General features: G+C 28.3%; 19 protein-coding genes. 3 read left to right on the forward strand and 16 right to left on the reverse strand.

Going from position 1 to position 25,129, the window contains the following annotated elements; genetic code table 11:
• Positions 1–7 precede the first annotated feature (7 nt).
• From srlA to H612_RS0101745, 3 genes are read right to left on the reverse strand one after another with little or no spacing between them, the layout of a single operon-like run.
• Complete coding sequence (gene srlA, locus H612_RS0101735) at positions 8–559, reverse strand: PTS glucitol/sorbitol transporter subunit IIC (protein ID WP_027129897.1); 552 nt, start codon at positions 557–559, stop codon at positions 8–10.
• A gap of 18 nt (positions 560–577) precedes the next feature.
• Positions 578–1,018 (reverse strand): transcriptional regulator GutM, encoded by a 441-nt coding sequence (locus H612_RS0101740; protein WP_027129898.1) that lies wholly within the window; start codon positions 1,016–1,018, stop codon positions 578–580.
• A 15-nt stretch (positions 1,019–1,033) separates the two neighbouring features.
• A complete protein-coding gene (locus H612_RS0101745) occupies positions 1,034–2,944 on the reverse strand; it encodes a BglG family transcription antiterminator (protein ID WP_027129899.1) in 1,911 nt (636 codons plus the stop codon).
• 583 nt (positions 2,945–3,527) lie between these two features.
• Between H612_RS0101745 and H612_RS0101750 the strand changes: the two genes are divergently transcribed.
• A complete protein-coding gene (locus tag H612_RS0101750) occupies positions 3,528–6,761 on the forward strand; it encodes a YhgE/Pip family protein (protein ID WP_027129900.1) in 3,234 nt (1,077 codons plus the stop codon).
• Positions 6,762–6,978: 217 nt separating this feature from the next.
• Here H612_RS0101750 and H612_RS0101755 read toward each other — a convergent pair whose 3' ends face one another.
• On the reverse strand, positions 6,979–8,739 hold the full coding sequence (locus H612_RS0101755) for a 1-deoxy-D-xylulose-5-phosphate synthase (RefSeq protein WP_027129901.1): 1,761 nt from the start codon (positions 8,737–8,739) through the stop codon (positions 6,979–6,981).
• A gap of 264 nt (positions 8,740–9,003) precedes the next feature.
• Between H612_RS0101755 and H612_RS0101760 the strand changes: the two genes are divergently transcribed.
• Positions 9,004–9,849: an aldo/keto reductase gene (locus H612_RS0101760; RefSeq protein ID WP_027129902.1), complete on the forward strand. Its 846-nt coding sequence runs from the start codon at positions 9,004–9,006 to the stop codon at positions 9,847–9,849.
• Between the two features lie 260 nt (positions 9,850–10,109).
• The gene (locus tag H612_RS0101765; protein ID WP_027129903.1) at positions 10,110–10,946 is read left to right on the forward strand and encodes a DegV family protein; all 837 of its coding nucleotides are present in this window, start codon (positions 10,110–10,112) and stop codon (positions 10,944–10,946) included.
• A 194-nt stretch (positions 10,947–11,140) separates the two neighbouring features.
• On the opposite strand, the gene H612_RS08910 is transcribed toward H612_RS0101765, so the two are convergent.
• From H612_RS08910 to H612_RS08915, 12 genes are all read right to left on the reverse strand, one after another.
• The gene (locus H612_RS08910) at positions 11,141–11,803 is read right to left on the reverse strand and encodes an RDD family protein (protein ID WP_035500139.1); all 663 of its coding nucleotides are present in this window, start codon (positions 11,801–11,803) and stop codon (positions 11,141–11,143) included.
• Between the two features lie 10 nt (positions 11,804–11,813).
• Positions 11,814–12,788 carry a signal peptide peptidase SppA gene (gene sppA, locus H612_RS0101775; protein ID WP_027129904.1) on the reverse strand — a complete coding sequence of 325 codons (975 nt, stop codon included), beginning with the start codon at positions 12,786–12,788 and terminating at the stop codon, positions 11,814–11,816.
• A 183-nt stretch (positions 12,789–12,971) separates the two neighbouring features.
• A complete protein-coding gene (gene dnaB / locus H612_RS0101780; protein WP_027129905.1) occupies positions 12,972–14,333 on the reverse strand; it encodes a replicative DNA helicase in 1,362 nt (453 codons plus the stop codon).
• A 21-nt stretch (positions 14,334–14,354) separates the two neighbouring features.
• A complete protein-coding gene (rplI, locus tag H612_RS0101785; RefSeq protein WP_027129906.1) occupies positions 14,355–14,801 on the reverse strand; it encodes a 50S ribosomal protein L9 in 447 nt (148 codons plus the stop codon).
• Positions 14,802–14,912: 111 nt separating this feature from the next.
• A complete protein-coding gene (locus H612_RS0101790) occupies positions 14,913–16,865 on the reverse strand; it encodes a DHH family phosphoesterase (RefSeq protein ID WP_051210088.1) in 1,953 nt (650 codons plus the stop codon).
• A gap of 1 nt (position 16,866) precedes the next feature.
• A complete protein-coding gene (locus H612_RS0101795; protein WP_027129908.1) occupies positions 16,867–17,862 on the reverse strand; it encodes a DUF2232 domain-containing protein in 996 nt (331 codons plus the stop codon).
• A gap of 271 nt (positions 17,863–18,133) precedes the next feature.
• Positions 18,134–18,931: an ABC transporter ATP-binding protein gene (locus H612_RS0101800; protein ID WP_027129909.1), complete on the reverse strand. Its 798-nt coding sequence runs from the start codon at positions 18,929–18,931 to the stop codon at positions 18,134–18,136.
• A 3-nt stretch (positions 18,932–18,934) separates the two neighbouring features.
• The gene (locus H612_RS0101805; protein ID WP_027129910.1) at positions 18,935–19,813 is read right to left on the reverse strand and encodes an ABC transporter permease; all 879 of its coding nucleotides are present in this window, start codon (positions 19,811–19,813) and stop codon (positions 18,935–18,937) included.
• A 13-nt stretch (positions 19,814–19,826) separates the two neighbouring features.
• On the reverse strand, positions 19,827–20,783 hold the full coding sequence (locus tag H612_RS0101810) for an ABC transporter substrate-binding protein (RefSeq protein ID WP_027129911.1): 957 nt from the start codon (positions 20,781–20,783) through the stop codon (positions 19,827–19,829).
• Positions 20,784–21,373: 590 nt separating this feature from the next.
• Entirely contained in the window at positions 21,374–22,615 is a 1,242-nt protein-coding gene (locus H612_RS0101815) for an MFS transporter (RefSeq protein WP_245570433.1), read from the reverse strand.
• Positions 22,616–23,026: 411 nt separating this feature from the next.
• Complete coding sequence (locus H612_RS0101820) at positions 23,027–23,650, reverse strand: ComF family protein (RefSeq protein ID WP_027129913.1); 624 nt, start codon at positions 23,648–23,650, stop codon at positions 23,027–23,029.
• A gap of 3 nt (positions 23,651–23,653) precedes the next feature.
• A complete protein-coding gene (locus H612_RS08915; protein WP_245570434.1) occupies positions 23,654–24,796 on the reverse strand; it encodes a DEAD/DEAH box helicase in 1,143 nt (380 codons plus the stop codon).
• Between the last annotated feature and the right edge of the window lie 333 nt (positions 24,797–25,129).

Below are 25,129 nucleotides of genomic sequence, written 5' to 3' on the forward strand. Positions count from 1 at the left end.
ATATCTCCTAATCTTGAACTTTTAATTTATTACTTAACTCAATTCCTTGTTGTTTCATAACCATCTTTGTTGTAAAATCTGTAACCCATCCTGCAAAGAAGTTCATTACCAATCCAACAAGTAAGTATCTTAAGGCTAATTGTGTAACATCCAATCCTAATTGTGTAATACCATTAGCAATTCCTAAATAGATAAAAATTTCACCTACATTGATATGTGGGAAAATACCACTATTAGTATGACAATGATAAGATGCTGAAGCATAATAACTTGGTTTCATACGTTCTGGTAAAAATTTACCCATTGATAATGCCATAGGATTTGCTAACATAAACGCTGAAATAAATGGTAAAATACCATAGGCCAAAATAACATTTTTAGAACAAACTCTAGCAAATTTTTCTACTCTGTGTGGTCCTATAAAGGCAACTAAAGCATTCATAAAAACAAGAAGTAATAATACTTTCGGTACGATTCCTCCTACCCAACTTACGAAGGTTTTTGCACCTTCATCGAATAAACCTGTAAAGCCTGAAGCTATTTTAACAATATAATCCATATTGTCCTCCTTTTATATTTAATTAAATTTTAATTTTTTTGCTAATTTTCCAAATGGACTATCAACAGGATCAACAGTTCCACCTGCAGAAATTGTTTTGAAATTCAAAACACCATCTAATACTGCACTAGTTAAAGATTTTGATAGCTTAATAGCCTTACAATCTTCCCTACTTATTGTTCCAACTTTTAAACCATTAAAATAATCAAAGTTTTTAAATCTCGCAAGAACAGTAACACCTTGCATAGCTTCACCAGTGATAACTTTATCATTATTATCTATCGCCAGCATCACTATCGCCCCTGCACGTGCAGCACCTTTTTTTCTCCCAATAACAACTCTACCATGTTTTCTTAGTTTACTATAACTTCGTTTAAAGCTATTTAATTGAACATAGGTAAGTGCATATTGTAAGATAAATGCCAAAATAAAGAGTATTCCTAAAACTAAAATATTCATAAGTCCTCCTAAAGTTTATCTATATAAATTCGTATTCTTAATAAAATAATTTACCAACAAATTATAGTCATCAATTTTTGATATATCCTCAATTAATTTTTTATCTTTAATAATAGAAATAAGCTCATCATAGGTTTTTGCCAAAAGTAAACCTCGCTCCTCGTTTGTCGGTACACACGCCAAAAATACCAATTTCAAATCTTTATTATCTTTAAAACCATCTTTACTAACACCTAGAGCAATAATTAAACTATTTTCTATCTTATTTACCGTATGTGGGAAAGCAACACTCTCTGCGAAAATCATAGAAGATTTTTGCTCACGCTCCCTTATTCTACTTAAAAATTCACTATCAATCATACTTTCCAAATATAATTTTTCTATCATTATCTCCAAATTCTCTCGGTAAGTTTTAGTAGAGTCACATTTGAAAAATGTATGTTCTGATATTGAACTTAGAAGTACAGATTCCATTCCTCTTATTATTGGTGTGCTCATCTTATTGACATAGCGCAAAAAATTAATTTCCTTTCTCAAATAAATGCTATCTAAAATTTCATTCTGAAAAATGACAGGGACATCTGTAGAAAATTCTTTGTTAACAGTTGAAATTATAAGATCAAAATTATCATACACTACATTTTCGTAAGTGGTGATTGTAGTTATCTCAGAATTTGTCACTATATTTTCTAATTCTTTAATCATAAGTTTCCTAAAAGCTGGTCCAGAATTTGTCACCAATAAAACCTTAAGACTTTCAGTTTGAACTTTTATTTTTTTCAAAAATGTTTCAAAGTATATTGCTAAATAACTTACTTCATCTTCCGAAACATTATAGCCGTACTTATCATAAATAACTGTACTTGCCGTTTTTGCTATTTTATAAGAAACAGGAAACTGCTCCTTAATCTTTTCTTTCATATTATTGTTATATCTAACACCATATTTTAATCTTTCCATTAAAAAGTAAATATGATAAATAAATTCTTCAATAATATCTGAAGTATCAAATTCAAGTCCATATTCATAAACAATTATTTCTAAAATTTCTTGAACTAATTTTTTATATTCTTCCGTATATTTTAGGTTTTCCCTTATTTTCGTTATTTTAGTAGGAACTCTCATAGTAGCGAAGCAAATTGCTAAAAATTTGATTTCATCAGTTGATAAGTCTATATTATATTTTCTAAGAACATAATTACAAACCTCAATAATAAAGTCTTTTGCATAACTTTCTAGTAATTCATCATATAAAGTTTCTTCAAAATCAAGATTATTTCCATTCGCAAATCTATCCAATGATAGCGTTAAGTATTTTAAAAACTCACCTTTTGCTTGTTCATCAATCTTGTATTTTATAAACATTTTATCAAAAAAATCATTATCATCTTTGTCAAAAATATCTTCCTTATACACATAGTTATAAATATTTTCCAAAATAAAAATTCTGATATCCTTTTCAGACCCAACTATTTTAATACCTGTATTTGGTTTTCCTTTTATTATAAGATTATATTCTTTTATAATATCATTCAATTTCCTCAAATCAGTATTTAGAGTCGTTCTACTGACTATCATCTCAAAAGCCAAGTCATCTATTAAATAACTTTCTTTTGATGAGGCTAATTTTTTAAAAATATATACTAATCTTACCTTGCTAGAGTCGAAATTTTCACCAGCTTCATAAATTTTTCTTTTTCTTTCTAAATATTCTTCCAGTTTAATTATATAAAGACTAAAAATTGAATTTTTACTTTCTATATATGCACAAGTTTCAAATATTTCATTTAAAGATTTTATTTCATTACTAATAGTTTTTGCACTCACTTTTAATACATCTATCAAATATTTTTCTTGAACTAAAAAATTCGATTCTAACATATTAAGAAGTCTCAAACTTCTATTGTCGTAATTAAAAATCTCCATTTACTTCACCACCTACATTCATTATACTTTGTCACTTATTAAAAATTAATACAGTCATTTTCTCTTAAAGAGAAAAACGCTTTATTTCTTACCAAAGGATATATTTTCAAAACTAGTTTAGATAACGATAAAATCTTTTTACTCCTCTTTAATTACTAATTTCCAAATTGTAATATATATATTATAAACCTTTTTTTTCCGTTATGAAACAAGTATTTATTCCTTATCCAACTAATTAATTTTTCAATATAATTTAAAAAATTAATTTAATCAATATATATTTTTTTATTAGATTACTTAAACTTTTAAATTTCTTACAAAAAACTTTATTTTACTTACTTTTATATATTTTTTTCATTTTAAAAAGTTATTTTATTTATCTCCATTATATTTTTTATACTCACTAATTAAAACTATAAAGTTCGTTATTAACAGAAAATATTTTGACTTTTAGTTAAATAAGAGTTAAAATAACCTACGTAGTATAAAAACTATATTACACAGTTTTATTTCAAAGAACTATTAAGATTAATAATAAAAAATACAATTTTATTAATCTATATTTCTTAAAGGAGGATAAATTATGATAGAAAAAGAATTTAAACAGCTAGTTAAAAGTAAAAAATTACTTATAACTATGGCTATTACACTTTTAATTCCGATTTTATATGCAGGAACATTTTTAAAATCGGTATGGACTCCTTATGACAATACGAAAAATTTAAAAGTTGGTGTTGTTAATATGGATGAAAGTGTAAAATTCGAAGGAAAAAAATTTGAAGTTGGAAACTCAATGGTAAATAAACTCAAAGAGAATAAAAAAGTTAATTGGCAATTTGTTGACAAAGCTACCGCTGATAAACAACTACGTGAAGGTGATTATTATATGGTAGTTACTATCCCAAAGGACTTCTCTAAAAATGCAACTACACTTTCTAATGAAAATCCCCAAAAAATGAACATAGATTTTAAGACTAACTTTACCAAAAGTAAAAACGGGGAAAAAATTATGGAGACTGTTGCTTCTAATTTAACAAACACTGTAAAAGATCAAGTTGTAAAAACTTATAGCACTACTTTATACAATAAATTTTCCGAATTAGGAGTTTCTCTAAAAAAAGCTGCTGACGGTTCTAGCCAACTAAGTGATGGTCTTACTAAACTCAATAATGGAGGAGAAAAATTAAGTGATGGAATCAGTAAATTAAATAACGGAAGTAGCCAATTAAAAAATGGTTTACTTCAATACACTAATGGTATCCTTACTATCAATGAAAAATTATTTGCTAAAAGAGGCGATTTAAATAAACTCGCTGAAGGAGGAAATACTCTTGCATCAGGTGTTAATTCTTTATCTAGTGCCGTACCACAGCTTACAGACGGTTCTAAACAGTTAAGCAATGGTCTTACTAAACTTAATGATGGAGGACAAAGATTAGCTAATGGTGTCAAGCAATTACAAAATGGAGCAGGTCAATTATCAAATGGTTTAAACACTCTTAATCAAAATAAAGATACCCTTGTTAATGGTGTCAAACAACTTAATGATGGAGGAAATGAATTTCAAAATGGATTATTGACTTATACCAACGGTCTTCTTACACTTAACGAAAAATTAATTTCAAAAAGAGATGATTTGAATAAATTAACCGCAGGTGGAGATTCACTTGCTGATGGAATTTCTAAATATACTGGTGGTGTTAATTTAATTAATCAGGGACTCATCTCCAATCAAGGGGAGTTAGGAAAACTAACTACAGGTGGTTCAGCATTAGAAAATGGAATTTCACTTTTAGGTAAAGGCGTTCCTGAACTATTTGCTGGCTCTGAAAAAATACTTGATGGATTAAATTCCTTGAACAACAAATTGCCTTCCGATAAAGAGTTGGCTGATAAAAAAGAAAAAATTGAAGAGCTTGCAAGTAAACTTAAAGCCTTAAAAATAAGCCTTAGAGGAATAAATAGTAAGCTTTCTAACAATTTCGAAGAACTAAATACCCAACTTGAAAACTTAAAAGCAACCATAAACAAACTAGACGTTAGCAATCCTGCTACACCTACAAAAGTTAATTTTAGTTCTCTAAAACAGCAACTCGATTCAACATCTCTAACAGATGCTGAAAAAAATAATATTCTTGCTGCAGCACAAACTGACATCAACAATAATAATGGAAAAACAATTTCTAACAACAACAGCAAGTTAAAAGATGAACTTTCTGCTATCTTAAATAATATTTCATCTAAATACTCAAATATTAAGTATCCACTTAAAACTTTAGCATCTTTAAGTAAAAAAGTAGAAGCTGTAGATGTTAACCAATTAGAGTCTGAGCTTAACGCTTCTATTGTTGGATACTCTAAAATTAAATCTGGAGTTACAGCATTGGCCAATGGTAGTGGAAAACTAAAGGCTGGATTGTCTATAATGAATGAAAAATCATCTACCTTAACTAACGGTTTTTCTCAATACAAAGCTGGTGTCGATAAAACTGTTACCTCTCTTACTAATGGAAAATTAGCTAATGGGATTAAACAACTTGTTGATAACTCACCTCAACTTACAAGTGGATTTGAAAAATATAAAAATGGTGTTAATAGTTTAACTACATCCATGACTACCGGAGAACTTGCACAAGGGGTTCAAAAACTTGCGGACAATACCCCTAAAATTCAAGATGGATTCAAAAAAATAAATGCGGGGCTTGCTACACTCAATTCAAAAATTCCTGAACTCACTATCGGTATTCAAAAACTGGATAATGGTGGTAAACAACTTTATAAAGGATTGACAGATATGCAAGCTAAAACTCCTAAACTTATTAATGGTGTTCAAAAACTTAGTTTCGGTTCTAATAAATTATATCAAGCCCTTTCTCAGGTAAATGAAAAAACACCCGCTCTTGTTAACGGATTTGGACAGTATAAAAATGGAGTTAATACACTTATCTCTACTGTTACTACTGGAGAACTTGCACAAGGAGTTCAAAAACTTGCAACTAATACTCCTAAACTTCAAAACGGTGCATTACGCTTAGCTGATGGAATTAATCAACTTTATGATAAAACTCCTGAACTTATTAATGGTGTTCAAAAGCTTAAAGATGGTTCAACTACATTAACTGAAAAACTTTCTGATGGCTCTACACGATTAAATTCAGCCAACACTGGGGACAAGAATTCTGAAATGTTAGCAAACCCAATTAAAACAAATATTTCTGATATTAGTTCTGAAACAAGCTATGGTAATGCAATGGCTCCATTCTTCTTAGTATTTGGATTATTAATAGGTGCATTAGCATTTAACATTCTTTATCCAATTCATAAAAAAGAAAATAATATCTCTACTACTTCGTGGTTTACAAGCAAATTGTTAGTTATGTTATTATTCGCATTCTTGGAAGTAATTATTGAAGTTATCGTCATGAAACTATTCTTTAATTTTTCTGTGGAATATTTTGGAATGTATTTCTTTGGATTATTAATTTCTGCTATCGTGTTTATGATAATAATGCATTTCTTATCATTTACATTCGGAAAAATTGGAAATGGAATTGGTATTGCTTTTGTCGCTTTACAATTTGTATTAACTACTCCATTATTCCCCAAAGAAATGCTGCCAACACTATATAGTGGTTTGATTCCTTTCACTCCTGTTTACTATGGTGATATGGCAGTTAGACATGCAGTGTTAGGTGGACTTACAAATAGTATTTACAACAATGCTATTCTTATTTTAGGAATATTAGGGGTTATATTCTTAGCTCTTACCTATGTTGTATATAATAAGAAAAATAAAGTTGTGAATTCATTGGTATAAACTTAAAACTATTAACTAAAATAATCTCTCAAAATTTTAACATGTTTTGAGAGATTTTATCTATTTAAAAATCGTTCTCCGGATAACCATATTTTATTTATTCAGGCGATCTCTTCAAACCATTTTCTTTTATCATTATCTTACTTTTTTACAAAATCTAACAGTGAAAAAGTGAATAAAATTAAAACACTTATTAATTTTATTCACTTTTATTAGATTATTTTAAAACATCAATAATATTTTTAACAATATTATCTACCGTAATCCCATTTTCTTCCAATAACTCTTCTGGTTTATAACGATCATGAAATTGTTTATTGATTCCATAATTTTGTACTTTAAGGTTAGAATTTCCTAAATAACTTGCTATCATCTGACCATATCCACCTTCTAATATCCCATCTTCAAGCGTTACCACTAATTTATGATTCTTTTCTAATGAATCTAAAAGTTCATTGTCCAAACCTGTAATATATCTTGGATTAACCACAGTTGCTCCTATATTATACTTTTTAAATAATTCTCCTGCTATTGTTTCTGCCAATTCATAAAAATTACCCAAACCAAATATCGCTACTTCACGCCCAGATTTTGTTACTTTATTTTTATTTAGTACTGAATAGTCCGTCTCATCAATTTCTCCTACCTCTTTTAAAGGTCCAACCGGAACACGAATTGCTACTGGATGATTTTTTTGTTCAATAGCCCAATCTAACATCGCTAAATGCTCTTCTTTATTAGTTGGTGCTAAATACACAAAATTTGGAATATGGGCTAAAAACGGAATATCAAAAAATCCTAAATGACTTTCATCGTTCATTGAATTAATTGATGCTCCATAAACTAAAACCACACCCGCCTGATTATTTAATGCCATATCATGTGATAGTTGATCATATGTTCTTTGTAAAAATGTAGAAAATACCGCCCAAATTGGTTTAACTCCATTTTTAGCAAGCCCTGTTGTCATAGTTGCTGCTTGTTCTTCTGCGATACCAACATCTATAAATTGCTCACCAACCTCTTTTCGTTGTTGTCTATCAAATACTATCATAGGTGTCCCAGCATTCACAACTACCGTCAATGGATCTTTTTTAATTTTATTTGCCAAATATTTTGAAGTTACACTGTTGTAAGTGTCTTTATCTGTGTCAGATAAAATATATTTTCCAGTTTCAAGGCTAAATGGTCCCCCTGCATGGAAAGTTTCGTGGTCTTTTTCAGCTGGAGCAAAACCTTTACCTTTTTCTGTATGTATATGAAGTAGTACAGGGTGAGTAACATCTTTTACTTTTTCAAATAACGCAATTAATTTTTCCAAATCATTTCCCTCATCCAAATAAAAATATTCGTACCCTAATGCCCTAAAAATATTATTCTCATCTTTTCCTTTTGTTTGTCTTAAATTTCTTAATGCTGTATAAATTCCACCTTGTGGATTTTTAGCAATTGATTGATCATTATCATTAACTATTACAATAGTATTTGTCCCTGTAGTAGCAATCGTATTTAATCCCTCATAAGCCATCCCTCCAGACAATGAACCGTCACCAATTACCGCTACAACATTACTTTGTTCTTTTTTTAAATCTCGTGCTTTTGCAACACCACTTGCTAGCGACAAAGATGTAGAAGTATGACCTATTGTAAATAAATCATGTTCACTCTCCTTTGGATTGGTATATCCAGAAACATCATCATAATGTGTTGAATCTGTAAATGCATATTGTCTACCAGTCAACATTTTATGAATATAACTTTGATGAGATACATCAAAAATTAATTTATCTACTGGTGAATTAAAAACATAATGAAGTGCAATCGTCATTTCCACTACGCCTAAATTCGGTCCATTATGTCCACCATGACTACTTACTTTTTCTAATAATGCTGTACGAGCTTCATCTACCAACGTATATAATTGTTCATTTGTTAATTTTTTTAAATCTTTTGGCTCTCTAATTTGTTTTAAAATCATCTAAAAGCCCTCCTAATTTTTTTCTTTACATTTTAGTATACCTCTTAGAGTTAACTCTAAGTCAAGTATTATTTAATATATTTTTATTATATATATATTCGTAAAATCATTTTTTACTAATCTTTTATGTAGTATCTCTTATTATAAGTTAAACATTGAATACATGCTCCTTATTATTTATTTTCTTTATTAATTATTTTATTTCTATTAATATTTATTATATAATTGTAATATATTATATCACTTTATAAAAGGAGATTTACTATGAAAACTTTAAAGCTAAATAACGGGGTTAATATTCCTATTTTAGGATTCGGCGTCTTTAATATTAGTGATGAAGAAACTAAAGATGCTGTGGCAAATGCTATTAAGGCTGGATACCGACACATTGACACTGCTCAACTTTATTTGAATGAAAAAGGAGTAGGAGAGGGTATTAAAGCCTCGGGTGTCCCTCGTGAGGAATTATTTATTACAACAAAACTTTGGATAAACAATACTAACTATGAAAATGCACGTAGTTCTTTTGAACATTCACTAAAAAAATTAAATTTAGACTATGTTGATCTGTTACTAATTCATCAGCCTTATAATGATACTTTTGGTGCATGGCGTGCAATGATAGAACTTAAAAATGAGGGTAAAATTCGTGCTATTGGTGTTTCAAATTTTGGAGTTGATAAATTTGTTGACTTATCTTTATTTAGTACAGAAGCACCTGTAATTAATCAAATAGAATTAAATCCATTTTTCCAACAAAAGAAAAATGTAGAATTATTAAAAAAAGAAGGAGCTATTATTGAAGCTTGGTCAACTTTTGCACGTGGGAAAGATAATATATTCTCTAATAAAACGTTAGTTGATATTGCTAATAAACATAAAAAATCAGTTGCTCAAATTATTATTCGCTACTTTGTCGAACAAGATATTGTAGTTCTTACAAAATCATCTAATCCAGAAAGAATGAAAGAGAATCTTAATGTATTTGATTTTGAATTAGATGGAGAAGATATAAAAAAAATATCAAATCTTGACAGAGGGGAAAGTCAATTTTTTGACCATAAAAATCCTGATACTATTAGAAATCTTGCTTCAAGAAAAGCAGACTAACAATTATTTTCAGAACGTACAATAATTCCGTAAAAAATAAAAATATAATTAGAGATATTAAAAGTAACTTTTCTATCTCTTTTTATTTTTATAAAAACTGTAAATATTGAAATAAAAGTTTTTATTTTAAAAAAAAAATAATAAATAGTTACCTTTTTTTGAATTTATTATTTGAAAAAATTTATTTTTTAGTATATTATTATATTGTAGTAAAACTACTAAAAATATTATCTTATAAATAGAAAGGTAAAAAATTAATTATGAAAACAGCTTTTGTATGTGATTCTACATTACAAGTCAGCAAAGAATTTTGTGAAAACAATCCAATTACTATAATTCCTTTAGAAGTGAGATTGAATAATGAGGTTTACGAAGACAATGTAACCATTACTCCTGAAGAATTTTATTCTAAAATTAACGATGGAATGAAACCTAGTACTAGCCAACCATCTGTCGGGAAAATTTTAAAAGTATTTGAAGACTTAAAACAAGGCGGCGTCAAACGTATCGTTGCCTTTAGTATTTCAAATAAATTATCTGGTACTTACTCATCCTTTTCTCAAGCTAGAGATCTTATAAGTGATATTGATATTAAAATAATAGATACCAAGCAATTAGCAAAAATTGTTGGCTATGCCGTAGAAAAAATTATTAAAGATTTTTCAAACGGAAAAATTTCTTATGAACAAATCGAAGATGAATACTATAAACTTTATAATCAACAAAATATCTTAGTAACAGTGGAAACTATGGAACATCTTTATGCAGGTGGTCGTCTTACTAAAGCTCAATTCGTTCTATCAAACCTTTTAAATATTCTTCCTATAATTACCATTAAAGATGGTCTGTTAGCTGTCAATGGCAAACATAGAGGAATTAATAAAACTCTTACCAAAATATGTGAAGAAATCAAGGAAAAGAATCCTAAAACACTTATTATTTTATATACTAACGATGAATTATTACAAAAAGCACAAGATGCTATAAAAAAGGTATTTGGAGATATTGAAATTATTACCGAAATAGTTTCTCCTGTTATTGGTAGTCACGCTGGTCCTAAAGCAGTAGGGATAGGCTATTTACAATATGAAAAGTAAAATATTTATAATAAAATCTACTACATCAAAATAGTATACTGTAGTAGATTTTATATATTTTTTATTGAATTTTTCAAAAATTATTATCTATTGTCTTAAATAATTTTTATTTGGGACCTTTCAAATTAAGTCAGTAAAATAAGAACGAATCCTTTTCTCACTTGAGTTACAAGTTTTAATATTTAAATTCTTTTTTAGTTTTGATTCATACTTTCTATTTTTTTATTCATCTGACTTCTTAAATTAGAAAAATCTTCTTTAACAACAACAGTATCAGAGATATAGTCGTGTAATCCTTTTTTCTTAGAATTAAATATTACTGCCAAATATGGAAGATATACCAACGCTATAGTTAATAATCTTCCTATTACTTCCCTGAAAAAAACTTCACTAAAAGTTAATTTCCCACTCTTATTAGGTTCTACTTTAATTTTCATAATAATTTTTCCTAGTGTTTGTGAAAAAAAATAGGTCATTATAATAAAATAACTAAACATTATGATTATATAACTTAATGTTCTTTCTCCTATTATAGGAACATTGATGTTTATATTTAACAAATTAAACGAGAATGTATTTACCAAACTAGATATAGAAAGTATAACCACTAAATCTATTATATATGCTATAAATCTTAACCAAAATCCTGCATAAAAGTTTTTCGATAAAATTAGATAATCATTTAAAGAAGTTGGTAATGAAAAATCATTTTTTTGATTTGTAAGATTAGACTGGTCATTTCCATTAAAATTATTTTGTTCTTCTAAATTTTGATTAACAGTTATATTTTTCAAAACTTCTTTTTGGTTTATTTTTTCAAAGTTTTGGTTATTAGAATTTAACTCTTTATTTCCCATATAAATCCTCCTAACCTAAATAACTTTTTTCTACTTTATTAGAAGTTGCTTCATTATTTAATTCTGAGACAATTGCTTTGGTTGTTGCTTTAATAAATCTTGAAATTAAATTTTCAGTAGTTTTATCACTTCTTATTTCTACTACACTAGGATTTGTCAAACCTTTTTCTTCTTTTATAAAATTGACTAAATCTTCTTCTGTTCCAATTTTATCAACAAGTTTATTGTTTACAGCTTGCACCCCACTATATGTACGCCCATCAGCTAGTTTTCTAACCTCATCCTCACTCATATTTCTTCCTTTTGCAATAACAGAAACAAACCTATCAAAAGATTCTTTGTTTTGCTCTTGAAGAATTTTTCTCGTTGTTTCTGGTAAGTCTTCAGCAAATCCTCCGACAGCCTTTTGTTCTCCAGAGCGAACTGTTTCTTGCTTAATTCCTTTATCATTTAGATATTTTTGTGCAGAAACATAACTCATTATCACTCCAATTGAACCTGTTGTAGTTTCTTCGTTAGCATATATTTTTTTAGCAGCCATGGAAATATAATATCCTCCAGAAGTAGCTTGTTTTTTCATTGAAACATATACATCTTTTCCACTTTCTGCTAGTTCTTTATAAAGTTCAGCCGTTTCATAAACACCCCCACCTGGTGTATTAACTGATAATAATATTGCTTTAACACTTGGATCTTCTTTTGCCGCTCTTATTTGATTCAAAATTGATGATCTAGAATAACTATTTATCATCTCTGACCCAATTTCACCATTAACAGAAATCTTTTGAATTACTTCACTACTATCTCCATTTTTCAGTGTTAATTTAGTAACAGATTGATTTTGCACAAATGACCACAAATAATTACTACTAGTACTATCTTCTGTTTTCTTACTACTTGTTGATAACGTTCCTTTTAATAAAGAAAATAAAACTAACACTCCAACTGTTATTATTGAAAATAATCTTTTATTTTTTTTATTCATCTTTTTTCTCCATTTAATTATTATTTGTACTAAAGTCAATGTGTTTTAAAAATTTTATAGTAAATTACCTAGTATTTCATTATCACCTCTAGTTGGATATTAACCCTACTCAATCAAACACAATACTTTATTAAAATTTTTATTCACATAAAGCAGCACCATCCCCGATACTGCTTTTATGTTTTATTCATGATAACTTTTGGCAACAAATTTGTTGTATCGTTTCATAAATGCCAACTCAGCTGTACCTGTTTGACCATTTCTGTTTTTGGCAACTATTACTTCCACTGTTGATACATCACTAGTTTCCTGAATTTCATCCTCGTCTGCATCCTCTCTCCTATAATAGTCTCCTCTATACAGAAATGAAACTATATCTGCATCTTGCTCAATACTCCCAGATTCTCTAAGATCACTCATCATAGGACGTTTATCTTGCCTTGCTTCTACGCTACGTGATAATTGAGAAAGTGCAATAACTGGACATTCCAATTCTCTTGCCATCTGCTTTAAACTTCTTGAAATTTCCGATACTTCTTGTTGACGATTATCAGTTCTTTTACTACCTTGAAGTAACTGTAAATAATCAATAACAACTAAGTCTAGTCCATGCTCATTTTTTAATAGCTTGCATTTTGCCTTAACTTCATTTACCTTAATAAATGCACTATCTTCTATAAAAATATTCTTTTGGTTTAAAAAATGGACTGCAGTTTCTAATTTAAATAAATCATCTTTATCAAGATTCCCTTTTTTAATTTTATCAGAGTCTATCATACCTTCACTACAAATCATCCTAGAAACAAGTTGATCTGCCCCCATTTCTAATGAAAATAGTGCCACAGTTTTCTTCTCTTCTTCTGAACGATGATTTTTTCCAGCGATATTTAATGCAATATTTAATGCAAATGCAGTTTTCCCCATAGATGGTCGTGCAGCTAAAATAACTAAATCACCTTTCCCAAGTCCTACCAACTGATCTAATGTACTGAATCCCGTTGGTGTAGCAATATTTTGTCCCTCTCCTGACATTCTTGCCAAAATTTCTTTGAATACTTCATCAGTTACATCTTTCATATTTTTGAAATGTGATGTTTTAGCTCTTTCCATAGCACGTTCTACTTGATCAAACAAAGTTGAAGTTAGAGAATCTATATCTGCATTCCCCTCGTTCATTTCTTCTGTACTACTCAAAAGAGCAGCTCTTATTTCACGATAAATAGAATAACGTTTAACAAGATTGGCATAATGCATTATATTACGAGAACCTGGTGTTATATCGTAAATATCCACTATGTATAATGAGGCATCCACATTTCTGAATGCCCCACTACCATTTATTTCTTCAAATATAGTAGTGGTATCTGGTATTATTTGCGCTTCGTCTAAGCGTAAAATAGCACTATAAATATCCTTATTTCGCCCATCATAAAAATCCTCAACATCAACAGTCGCTTTTACTTCTACTAACTTTTCAGGCTCTTGCATAAGAGCACCAAGAAGAGATTGTTCTGCCATAATAACAGAATCTATATGATATCTCATACTCCCACCTCTACATTATCTTTAATTTTTTTCCACCACATGAACTTTAATAGTTCCTTGTACTTCATTGTGTAACTTAATCTTTACATTTGTATATCCTAAAGATTGAATACCTTGTGGCAGATCTATTTTTTTCTTATCAACTTTCAAATCATGTTGCTTTTTCAACTCATCAACAATCTGTTTAGAAGAAACAGAACCAAATAATCTACCTCCTTCTCCTGCCTTAACAGAAATTTTCACTTCTATCCCCTCAAGTTGTTTCGCCAACAAATTAGCTTGAACTAACTCTTCTTGTTTATCTTTTTCCACTCTTTTTTGTTGACCTTTCAAAGCTGCCATATTAGCATTATTTGCTGCAACGGCTTTTTTATTAGTTAATAAAAATTTTGCATACCCATCAGCAATTTCTTTAACTTCTCCTTTTTTACCTTTTCCTTTTACATCTTCTAAAAAAATAACTTTCATCACTAAAAACTCCTTTTTCTTCAATATATTATCTTTATAACTTTCAATAAATTGTAAATCCAAACTCTATTTTGACATTCCAAATTGTCATAAAATCTGAAATTAAAATCATTATTGCTGTATCAAAACTTTATCAATAGCTTTATTTAAACGAACTACTGCTTCATCTAAGTCTATTCCTTCTATCTGTGTCGCAGCATTAGCAAGGTGTCCTCCACCTCCAAGTTCTTCCATAACTAATTGAACATTCATACTTCCTAAAGATCTTGCTGAAATGCCAACTTTATCTTCTGCTAAATACCCAATTGTAAAACTACACTCTATTCCCTTAAGCGTTAAAAGTAAATCTGCACTCTGTGCCAACATAACATTTGTATACATTTTGTTTTTTGGAGCACATGCAATTATTATCTCATCAGTTTTTTGAATAGAATTATTAATAATTTCTACTCTATTCATGAAGTTTTCAATAGGTTCTTTCAATATAGTTTTTACTTTAGTTGGATCTGCCCCATTACTTCTCAAATATGCCGCTGCATCAAAAGTTCTAGAACCAGTTCTTATAGAAAAGTTTTGAGTATCCACCACAATACCACCTAACATAACTGTAGCTGCTAACGGAGTGATTTTTTCAATCTTAGTTTGATACTCTATTAATTCAGCTATAAGTTCAGAAGCTGATGAAGCATATGGTTCTATATATGTTAGTAATGGATTTGTAATTATATCCTCACCACGTCTATGATGATCAATAATAACTTTTTTATTAGCTTTTGATAAAATAGCTACATCTATAACACGTGACGCATCAGAAGTATCAACTACTATTAATGTCGTTTGTGGTGTCATAAGCTCCCAGGCTTCATCACTAGTAACAAATACTTTTGATAGCAAATCATCTGTATTTTCTATCTCCAACATAATTTTTCTTATAGTTTCATCTTGATCACTTTCATTTAAAATTATATAACATTCCTTTCCAATTATCTTTGAAAATGTACATATACCTATACAAGCACCTATAGCATCAAAATCAGGACGTTTATGCCCCATAACGATAATTTTATCACTATCATTTACTATATCAGCCAATGCATTCGAAACTACTCTTGCTTTTATACGTGTTCTCTTTTCTTGAGGATTTGTTTTTCCTCCATAGAATTTTATAGTTCCATCAACGTCCTTCATAGCAACTTGATCTCCTCCACGTCCTAAAGCAAGATCTAATGAACTTTTAGCAAGTTCTCCTAACTCAGGAAGAAAATCCGTCCCCATTCCTACTCCTATACTCAAAGTAATTGGTGCATCAAAATCTTCTTTTAAATTTCTTATTGAATCTAAAATTTGGAACTTATCCTTCTCTATTTTTTTTAAATCTTTTACATTTAAAAGACCTATAAACCTATCTTCATCTATTCTTTTTAGATAAATACTATTTTTCTTGGCCCATTCTGTTAATGTAACAACAATATTTGCATCTAATCTGCTGGCTACCTCATCATCAAGGGAATCATAAACATCTTCATAATTATCTAAACTTAAATTTAAGATAATTGGTCTTGTATCCCGAAACCTTTGCATCACAACCTTTGTTTCAGTTATATCAAAGAAATAAATATAGCCACTATCTTTTTGATAATTAACTTTATAATGTTTACCAAAAATTTCAAATTGATTATCAACAGGCGTTTCAACATCAAATAATTTTTCTAACTCTGGCATCAATTTTAAAATATTAACACCCTTTATATCTTCAACTTTAATATTTTTATAAATAAAATTATTTGCCCATTCTATATTTTTATTTTCATCTACAACTACTATACCAATTGGAAATTTATTGATCCCTTTTTCCGTAGAATCTTTTATACGATTGGTTAGTTTATTAATATACCTTACAGTTTGCTCTGAAACGTTCTTTTTATGGTAATAAAAAGGAATGAGCATAAAAATCCCTACTACTAAGTATACTACCAAACTCACTACACTAGATACACCTATCAAAATGGCACCTAATATAAATATCGCTAAAATAGTCAATTCATATTTTCTCTCTATACCCATACTATCTTCCTTTCCTCATAATTATGTAACTTTCTCTAAGTTTAAATAAACTATCAACAAAACCTATCAATTCAAACAACGAGCTCACCAAAAACATAAGTATCACCAATAAAATTTTTGAACCCTTAGAAGAGCTCTTTTCTTCTAAAAAGAAAAATGCTGTAAATAATCCGTTCAAAATAAATACTAATGCTAAAATACTTGTAGCATTTTGAACCAATATATACCAAAAGTTGTATGAGTTTTCTCCTAATTGTATTCTTAAAAGTAACTCTATTAAAGTGAAACCTATATATATATATCCTGCTCTCGTACTCAACATCACTCTACTAAACTTAGGAAACGTCGGAATTATAATATACTCTTTTGAAAGCATAGAAAGTGTATATTGCACCAACCCTAAACTATAAATTAATATAAATATAAAAATCGTAACTGGAAAAGTTTTTTGCAAATTCTCAAAATTTGATAACAATAAATTCTTATCTATACCTTGATTAGTCGCAAGTATAGCATCTATATTACTATTAATTAGTTCTAAAATTCTATCTTTATTAATACTTATAACCCCATATTTTATTAATAATACTAAATAAATTCCTAACCCTAAAAATAAAAAAGTTGAAACTGACATAACCATAACTATTTTAGAATTTCGTGTTACTATTATTTGATACATTATATAAGAGAGCAACATATGCATTACAAACCAAAACAACATGTGTGGTGTTGATAAAAACAATAATATTAATGCTCCTATAATTACTAAGGGTATATAGACCTTCTCACCTTTTGCTCCAAGAACATATGTAAGTGGAAAAACTGATAAAAAGGCTGCAATTATTTCAACATGACATAGTGCACCTAGTACAACTGAGAGTATAAAACTTACAGCATAAGCAACTACCTTATTATTACTAGGTTCTCTAAAGAAAAATTTATTAGTAAGTAACCTTTCTAATTCTTCTTTTATTTTTCGTGAAATGTTATCGTCCAATTTAACACTCCTTTTTATATTTTATTAAGAACTTGGTGAGTAAAAATACCTCTTCCCTTGTCCTATATCCTATCTATTTCCCTTGTCCTATATCCTATCTATTATATCAAATTTCACAATATTTTTAAAGGAAAATAAAATTATAAATATTGTAAATATACAGTGATTATTAATTATTTATACAAACAAGAAATATCCTTTTTAATTATTGCAATTTTCAATAATTAATAAAAAACATATTTAACTTTGTTGTTAAATATGTTTTAATGTTTTACACTAATATCAATTCATCACTTACCGCATTAGTTCCACTATTTTTCTTAAATAATTCCATCAATTTTTCTACTGATAAATTTTCTTTTTCTTCTCCCTTTATATCTACCACAATACGCCCTTGATGAAGCATTACAAGTCTATTTCCATATTTTATAGCATGTTCCATATTATGAGTTATCATAATTGTTGTCAAATTATCTTTTTCCACAATCTTTTTGGTTAAATCCATAACCATACCACTAGTTTTCGGATCCAATGCTGCTGTATGCTCATCCAACAATAAAATTTTAGGCTTTACTAATGTTGCCATAACTAAAGTCAGTGCTTGTCTTTGCCCTCCTGATAAATATCCAACACCCACTTTTAACTTTTTTTCTAAACCTAAATCTAGCTCCTCTAATATTTTTTTATATATTTTTCTGTCTTCTTTTTTTACGGCAAAACCAATATTTCTTCTTTTTCCCCTTTTTAATGCTACTGCCATATTTTGTTCAATCGTCATTCTTGTAGCGGTTCCCATTTTGGGATCTTGAAAAACTCTTGCAATACTTTTTGAACGTTTTGCTACATCATCCTTAGTAATATCAACATCATCTAATAAAATATTTCCATCATCAGTTGTTAAAACTCCTGCGATAATATTCATCAAAGTAGTTTTACCTGCCCCGTTACCTCCTATAATAGAAACAAAATCTCCTTCATCTATATTCAATGAAAAATCACGTAAAACATAATTTTCATTAATTGTTCCTTTCTCAAATATTTTATTTATATTTCTTAAAGTTAACCCCATAATTTACCTCCTAATTCTTTTTGGCAATTTTTTTTCAAATTCAGGAATAAATAAAATAATCGCTAAAATAATCGCTGAAAAAAGTTTTACAAGCTGCGTATCCATTCCTGGAATCTCCAAAACTAAAGAAATAATTAAACGATAAATAATCGAACCTACTATAATAGAAGCAAGTCGCTTTCCTAAACTAATATTTTTTATTACAACCTCCGCTACTATAATGGAAGCAAGACCAATTACAATAGTTCCAACTCCCATATTTAAATCTGCAAATCCATTATTTTGAGTAAGAAGTGCACCTGATAAAGCAATAAATCCATTACTCAACATATATCCTAAAATTTTCATATTATCCACACGAATTCCATTAGATGCACTCATATTTATATTATTTCCTGTTGATAAAAGTGCTAAACCAATCTCCGTTTTTAAAAATAAAGTTAGAAAAACTATTATGATAAAATTAAAAATTATACCTAAGATTATAACTGCATAAGTTTTTTCGAATCCAAAATTTTGTAAATTAGTTACCAATGTTTTTTCTTTCAACAGTGCTATATTAGCTCTTCCCAAAATTTTTAAGTTTATTGAATAAAGTGCTGTAAGAGTTATAATACCTGTTAGCAATGCTGGAATTTTCATTTTTGTATGTAGAACTCCTGATACTACTCCAATTATCATTCCTCCAATCATTCCTAACAAAGTGGCAAGTATTGGAGATAAATCATTTACTAAACCAATAGCACAAATTGCCGCTCCTAATGGAAAACTACCTTCTGCTGTTAAATCTGGAATATCCAATAATCTAAAAGTTATGTAGACTCCAATTGCCATAATAGACCATAATAATCCCTGCGACACACTCGATAATAATATTTCCATACTCTTCTCCTTACTAATCTTCTAATATTTTTTTCAAATCATCTACATTTAAACTTAACTCTCGTGCCATTTCTTCATTTATATCCACCGCTAATTTTTTAGGTTTTTCCACTGGTACTTCAAATACTTTTTTCCCTTTTAAAATTTGTACTGCTTGTTTTCCTGCTTGACGTCCTATTTCTTTATAATCCACACCATAAGTAACTAACATACCTCCAAGTACCGCCTTATCTCCTCCTAAAGCGGGAATTTTTTTATTTTCCAATACTTCTCCTATCGTTGAGATCGTTGATGCCACTGTAGTATCTGTTGGAAAATAAATCGCATCTACTTCATTTGCAAGCGAAGTAATTACTTGCTGAACTTCATTTGTAGAAGTTACTGTTTTTTCGACAACTGTTATTCCTACTTTTTCTAATTCAATCTTCGCCTCTTTTGCCTGTGTTTCAGAATTCACTTCACTAGAATTGTAGAATACTCCCACTTTTTTTCCATTTGGAACTATTTTTAATAACTTTTGTATCTGTTTATCAACTGGCGTCAAATCTATTGTCCCCGTAATATTTCCTTCTGGTTTTTCCAGATTTGTTAAAAGTGATGCTGCAACTGGATCTGTTACTGCAGTAAAAATAGTTGGTGTTTTTTTATCAATATTTATCATAGCTTGTGCTGCTGGAGTAGCAACAACAAAATTCAAATCATTTTTATTAGATAATTTTTCTGCGATAGTCTGAAGATTACTCTGATCCCCCATTGCATTTTGAATATCAAAAGTTACTTTATCTTGTGAATATCCTTCTTCATCTAACGCCTCAATGAATCCTTCGTGTGCACTAGCTAGTGCCGCATGTTCAGCATATTGCAAAACCCCAATCTTAATTTCACCTTCTTTTTGTGTAGATTTCGCACTACACCCACTTAATACCAATAAACTTATTGTAAAAATTAATTTTAACTTTGAAAATCTCATGATTTTCCCCCTCCTTATATTAAATTTTAAAAAGAAAAAAACCGTTTAGAAAATATCCTAAACGGTTTATAATGCTCAATATAAATTCTTACTTTCCTTGAAAAATTTATATTAGTTTTATCTTATAAAACTGCTAGCCCGCTTAGAATATTTTTCTCTATGCGGACAACACCAAACTCTACAGCCCCCATAGATACAAACTTTGTTTGTACCTACAAGAACAAGTACAAACACCCTCTAATAGTAGCTGTAGTAATAACTATTTAATTGAATATTAGTTAATATTGATGTCAGCATAACAGTTTTTCCTCTCGTTTTTTCGTTACAAAAAGTTTACCACTTCTTGAAAAAAGTGTCAATACTTTTTTAACAATATTCAGAAAATTCTTTTAATATAAAATTTAATCCCCTTAGATTTCATTTTCTTCTAAAATTTTAGATCTTGTCAAGGGTTATATTGGCTTATCATAATTTTAATTGATAAATTTTAAATTTAAGATAACTCGCTAATTAAAAGTATTTATATTAAATACACATATTTTCCTAAAATAAAAATAGAGGAGACGAAAATTTCATTCTCCTCTATTTTTTTATTTGTCCTTTACTTTGAATTTTATCATTAACATACTCACTAAAGTTATAAAAATTACTATTAAGAAAATTGATCTACTCTGATTAAATCCAAATATTCCATCTCTTACATGTCTTGCTATCCAAACATAAATATAATCTCCATAGTAAATTCCTAATGCGAAGAATGCTTGATAAATTCCCATACTTATATTTCTATATTCTCTATCAAAGTATTGCATTGCAAGAGCAATTAAAACATTATATGCTCCACCATATCCAAGACCGTTTAATATATAACTAAAATATATAATATAAGGATTGCTAACGTATAATGCTATGATGTAAAATGCTAAGGAGCAACCAAATAAAAATAATAAAGTCTTTTGAATCCCCCATTTTCTAGTAAAATAAACTCCTACTAATACTCCTGAGACTAATTGAGGAACTGCGAATACCGCATCAATATATGCAAGCATTAATGGGGACATATTAAGTTCAGTTTTTCCATAAGCAATCATATTAGCTCCACTTGTCGAAAACTTTATAAATGATAACAATAATGCCATTATACAAATATAAATAAAACTCTTATGTTTCAACACTACTTTCACTTTGCTAAAAGAAAAGTTACTATCAACTGGACGATAATCTTTCATCATAAATGTTAAAATAAAAGTAACTAATGCAATCACTCCTGACACTATCCACATATAATTAAAATGTTTATACGTATCCATTGTTAGCAAATATTGCACAGGAGCAGCTATAAATTCTGCAAGTAGTGGGGCTACTGATAAAATCGAAACAGAAACTGCCGCTTTATCCTTAGAAAAAGTTTCTGAAAAAATAACATTAAATAACGCTAACATAGTTGCACTAATACCTAATGATAATGATGATAAATAAAGCGTAATATAATTACCATTAAAAGCAACTAAAAATGAAGTCGTAATTAATAAAAACAATGAAATTTGAACAAAAATCTTACGCCTTTTAAAAATATCACTTGCTAAAAACATAGGCAACCTTACTATTAAACTCATAAGTCCGTACCCCGCTGCTATCTGTGCAGCAAGCAACGGTGTTAATGCCAATCCTCCTTGCTCTATAGGCGTTATAGCATATAATTTTCTATAGGCCCTTATAATACTAATTGCCGACCAAAATAAAACTAATATCCAAAAAATAATTTTTTGGTCTCTTTTTAATTCAAACTTTTTTGATAAAAATAATACAAGTATTAATATAAATACTATCATTATTAAAGAAAATATAATTTTTGTTTTAATCATCTCCTAACTAATTTATTCAACTAGTAAATTATACCACAAAACTTTAATTACGACAGCCAAAAATTTTAAATTTCTTCCTAACTAAATTTTATAAGTAGATAAATAGCTAAAAAATTGCAATTTTATTAAAAATAGATTTTTTAAATCACATCATGCAAACTTATACTGCTAGATTTTATAACTATAAGGACGAAAATTTGTATAAAATTCTACAAAAGAAATTTTTAAAAAATAATTTGTATTAAAGAACGAACAAATTAGTAAATCTTCTCTGTATTTAAATTTCTAAAATGTTTCTATGAAATCAATTTAAAATGAATAAGCCTATATATCTAATTTACATTAGTGAACTTTTGGCTTTTTATATCAACCCAAAATTCACCCTTCTTTCTTATCCATTTTTTCGCCAGATTTTGCTAAAGTCAAAAAGCTAATTTTTAAATTTGGCAAATATTGTTCTAACTTTTTTGCACAACTCACAAGCGTATTCCCACTTGTAAAGATATCATCCATTATTAAAATATTTTTAAATTCTTTACTATTTTGCTTAAATTCAGTTAAAACCTCAAAATTATGAATTGTTCTTTTTTTATGTAATTTTGATTGTTTTTCTCTATAATCACAAGCCAAAGTACTTTCGAATTTCACGTCACATAACTTACAAATTTCTTCTATATGGTTAAATCCTCTAATATATTTTCTAGTATTATTTGATGGTACTATCGTAACCAAATCAAAATTATAAAGTTCAAAAAACTTATTAAATAATATTTTAAATTTTATAGCAGATTGAACATCTCCGAAATATTTTATTTTATAAATAATTTCTTTTACAAATTCATAATCACAAAAATAATATAATTCATATTCCCCAACAGTTATTATATTTATATCTAGATATTTTTTACAATTATTACATAAAATTAATTTTTCTTTTTTAGAAAAAATATTTTCAAACGATAAAACTTCCTTAATATTATCTCTACAAAATTCACATTTCATAATTTACTCCCTATTCAACTTTCTATATTTTGCTAAATTATTCATATATCTAATTTCTTTAATAGCAGCTTTCATATTTTTATTTATCTTATTCGCTAAAAATATGATTTCTCCAGAATAATCGTAATCTTTTCGTCCTACTCTCCCTGCTATCTGAATTAATGCTTCTTTGGTAAAATGACTATGACTAGCATCAAATACGAGAATATCAAGGAAATCAAATGTTACACCACGCTCTAATATCGTTGTGGTAACAAGTATATTTATTTTTTTATTATAAAATTTTTCTATTTTTTCTGCTCTTTTTTTATCTTCGCTATAAACAAAATCAATAACTATATCTTTATTATTTAATATTTTTTCTAAATAATATTTTGCTTTTTCACACATAGTTATCGCTGGAACAAAAATTAAAACACGTCTTTTATTAATTAGTGCAGTTAACACGAATTTTTCTATGTATTTCGAATTCTTTTCAAAAGTAAAAATTTCATCTTTTTCTATTTTTATTTTTGGAATTGGCAATAAATATCTATGATACCTAATTGGAATTTTTATAATCTCATTGACAAAATTTTTTATTTTTTTAGAAGGTGTAGCTGATAAAAAAACTAATGAACCTTTTCTCGTTAAACTCGTTAAAGTTCCTTCTTCCAAAAGTTCATCACCATAGTATGGAAAAGCATCAACTTCGTCAATAATTATCAAATCAAAATAGTTATAGTACTTAATAAGTTGATGTGTTGTCATTATATAAAAAGGGGAATCAACCAAAGTTTTTTCATCACCATGTAAAATATTTATAGGGAAATCACCAAAGTCTCTACTAAAACGTAAAAATAATTCTTTTACAACATCCTTTCTTGGAATTGCTAAACAAATTTTTTTATTAAGAATAATAGAATTATAAATCAAATTATAAACAATTTCGGTTTTCCCCGCCCCACAAACAGCCCAGACTAAAGAATTACTATGCATTAAAAAATTTTTAAAAACTTTATCCGATGCTTCTTTTTGAATAGGACTTAAATTAACAGCTGGCCTTTGAGGTTTTTTTGCACTTGTAATAGGAAAATTAATGTGAAACCTAGGAAGACGATTATCAGAACGTCCAAATTCTATACAACGTGTGCAGTAAGTTATCATTAAGTCATCACACAAAAAAGAAAAAAATTTATTTTGCTCTTTATTATCACATTGAAGACAGTGAAAAAAATTACCTCTTTCCTCAACACTAAATACTTTTGTAACATAAGGAATAGAATCTAAATAATGAATTTTTATCTTAAAATTTAATAATTGTTTTATAGAAAAAAGCACACCGTTGTACACTCTTAAAAATTCTAAATCTTCTTGTTTAAGATTATAGCAAACTTTCTCTGAAGTTAAATCATTATATATTTCTTCAAAATCTTTATTTTTTTGATTAAATTTAAGATAATCATTATAAATCTTTTCATAACGATTTTTTTTTCATTT

The sequence above is a fragment of the Gemella cuniculi DSM 15828 genome, assembly GCF_000425665.1.
GTDB classification, from domain to species: domain Bacteria; phylum Bacillota; class Bacilli; order Staphylococcales; family Gemellaceae; genus Gemella; species Gemella cuniculi.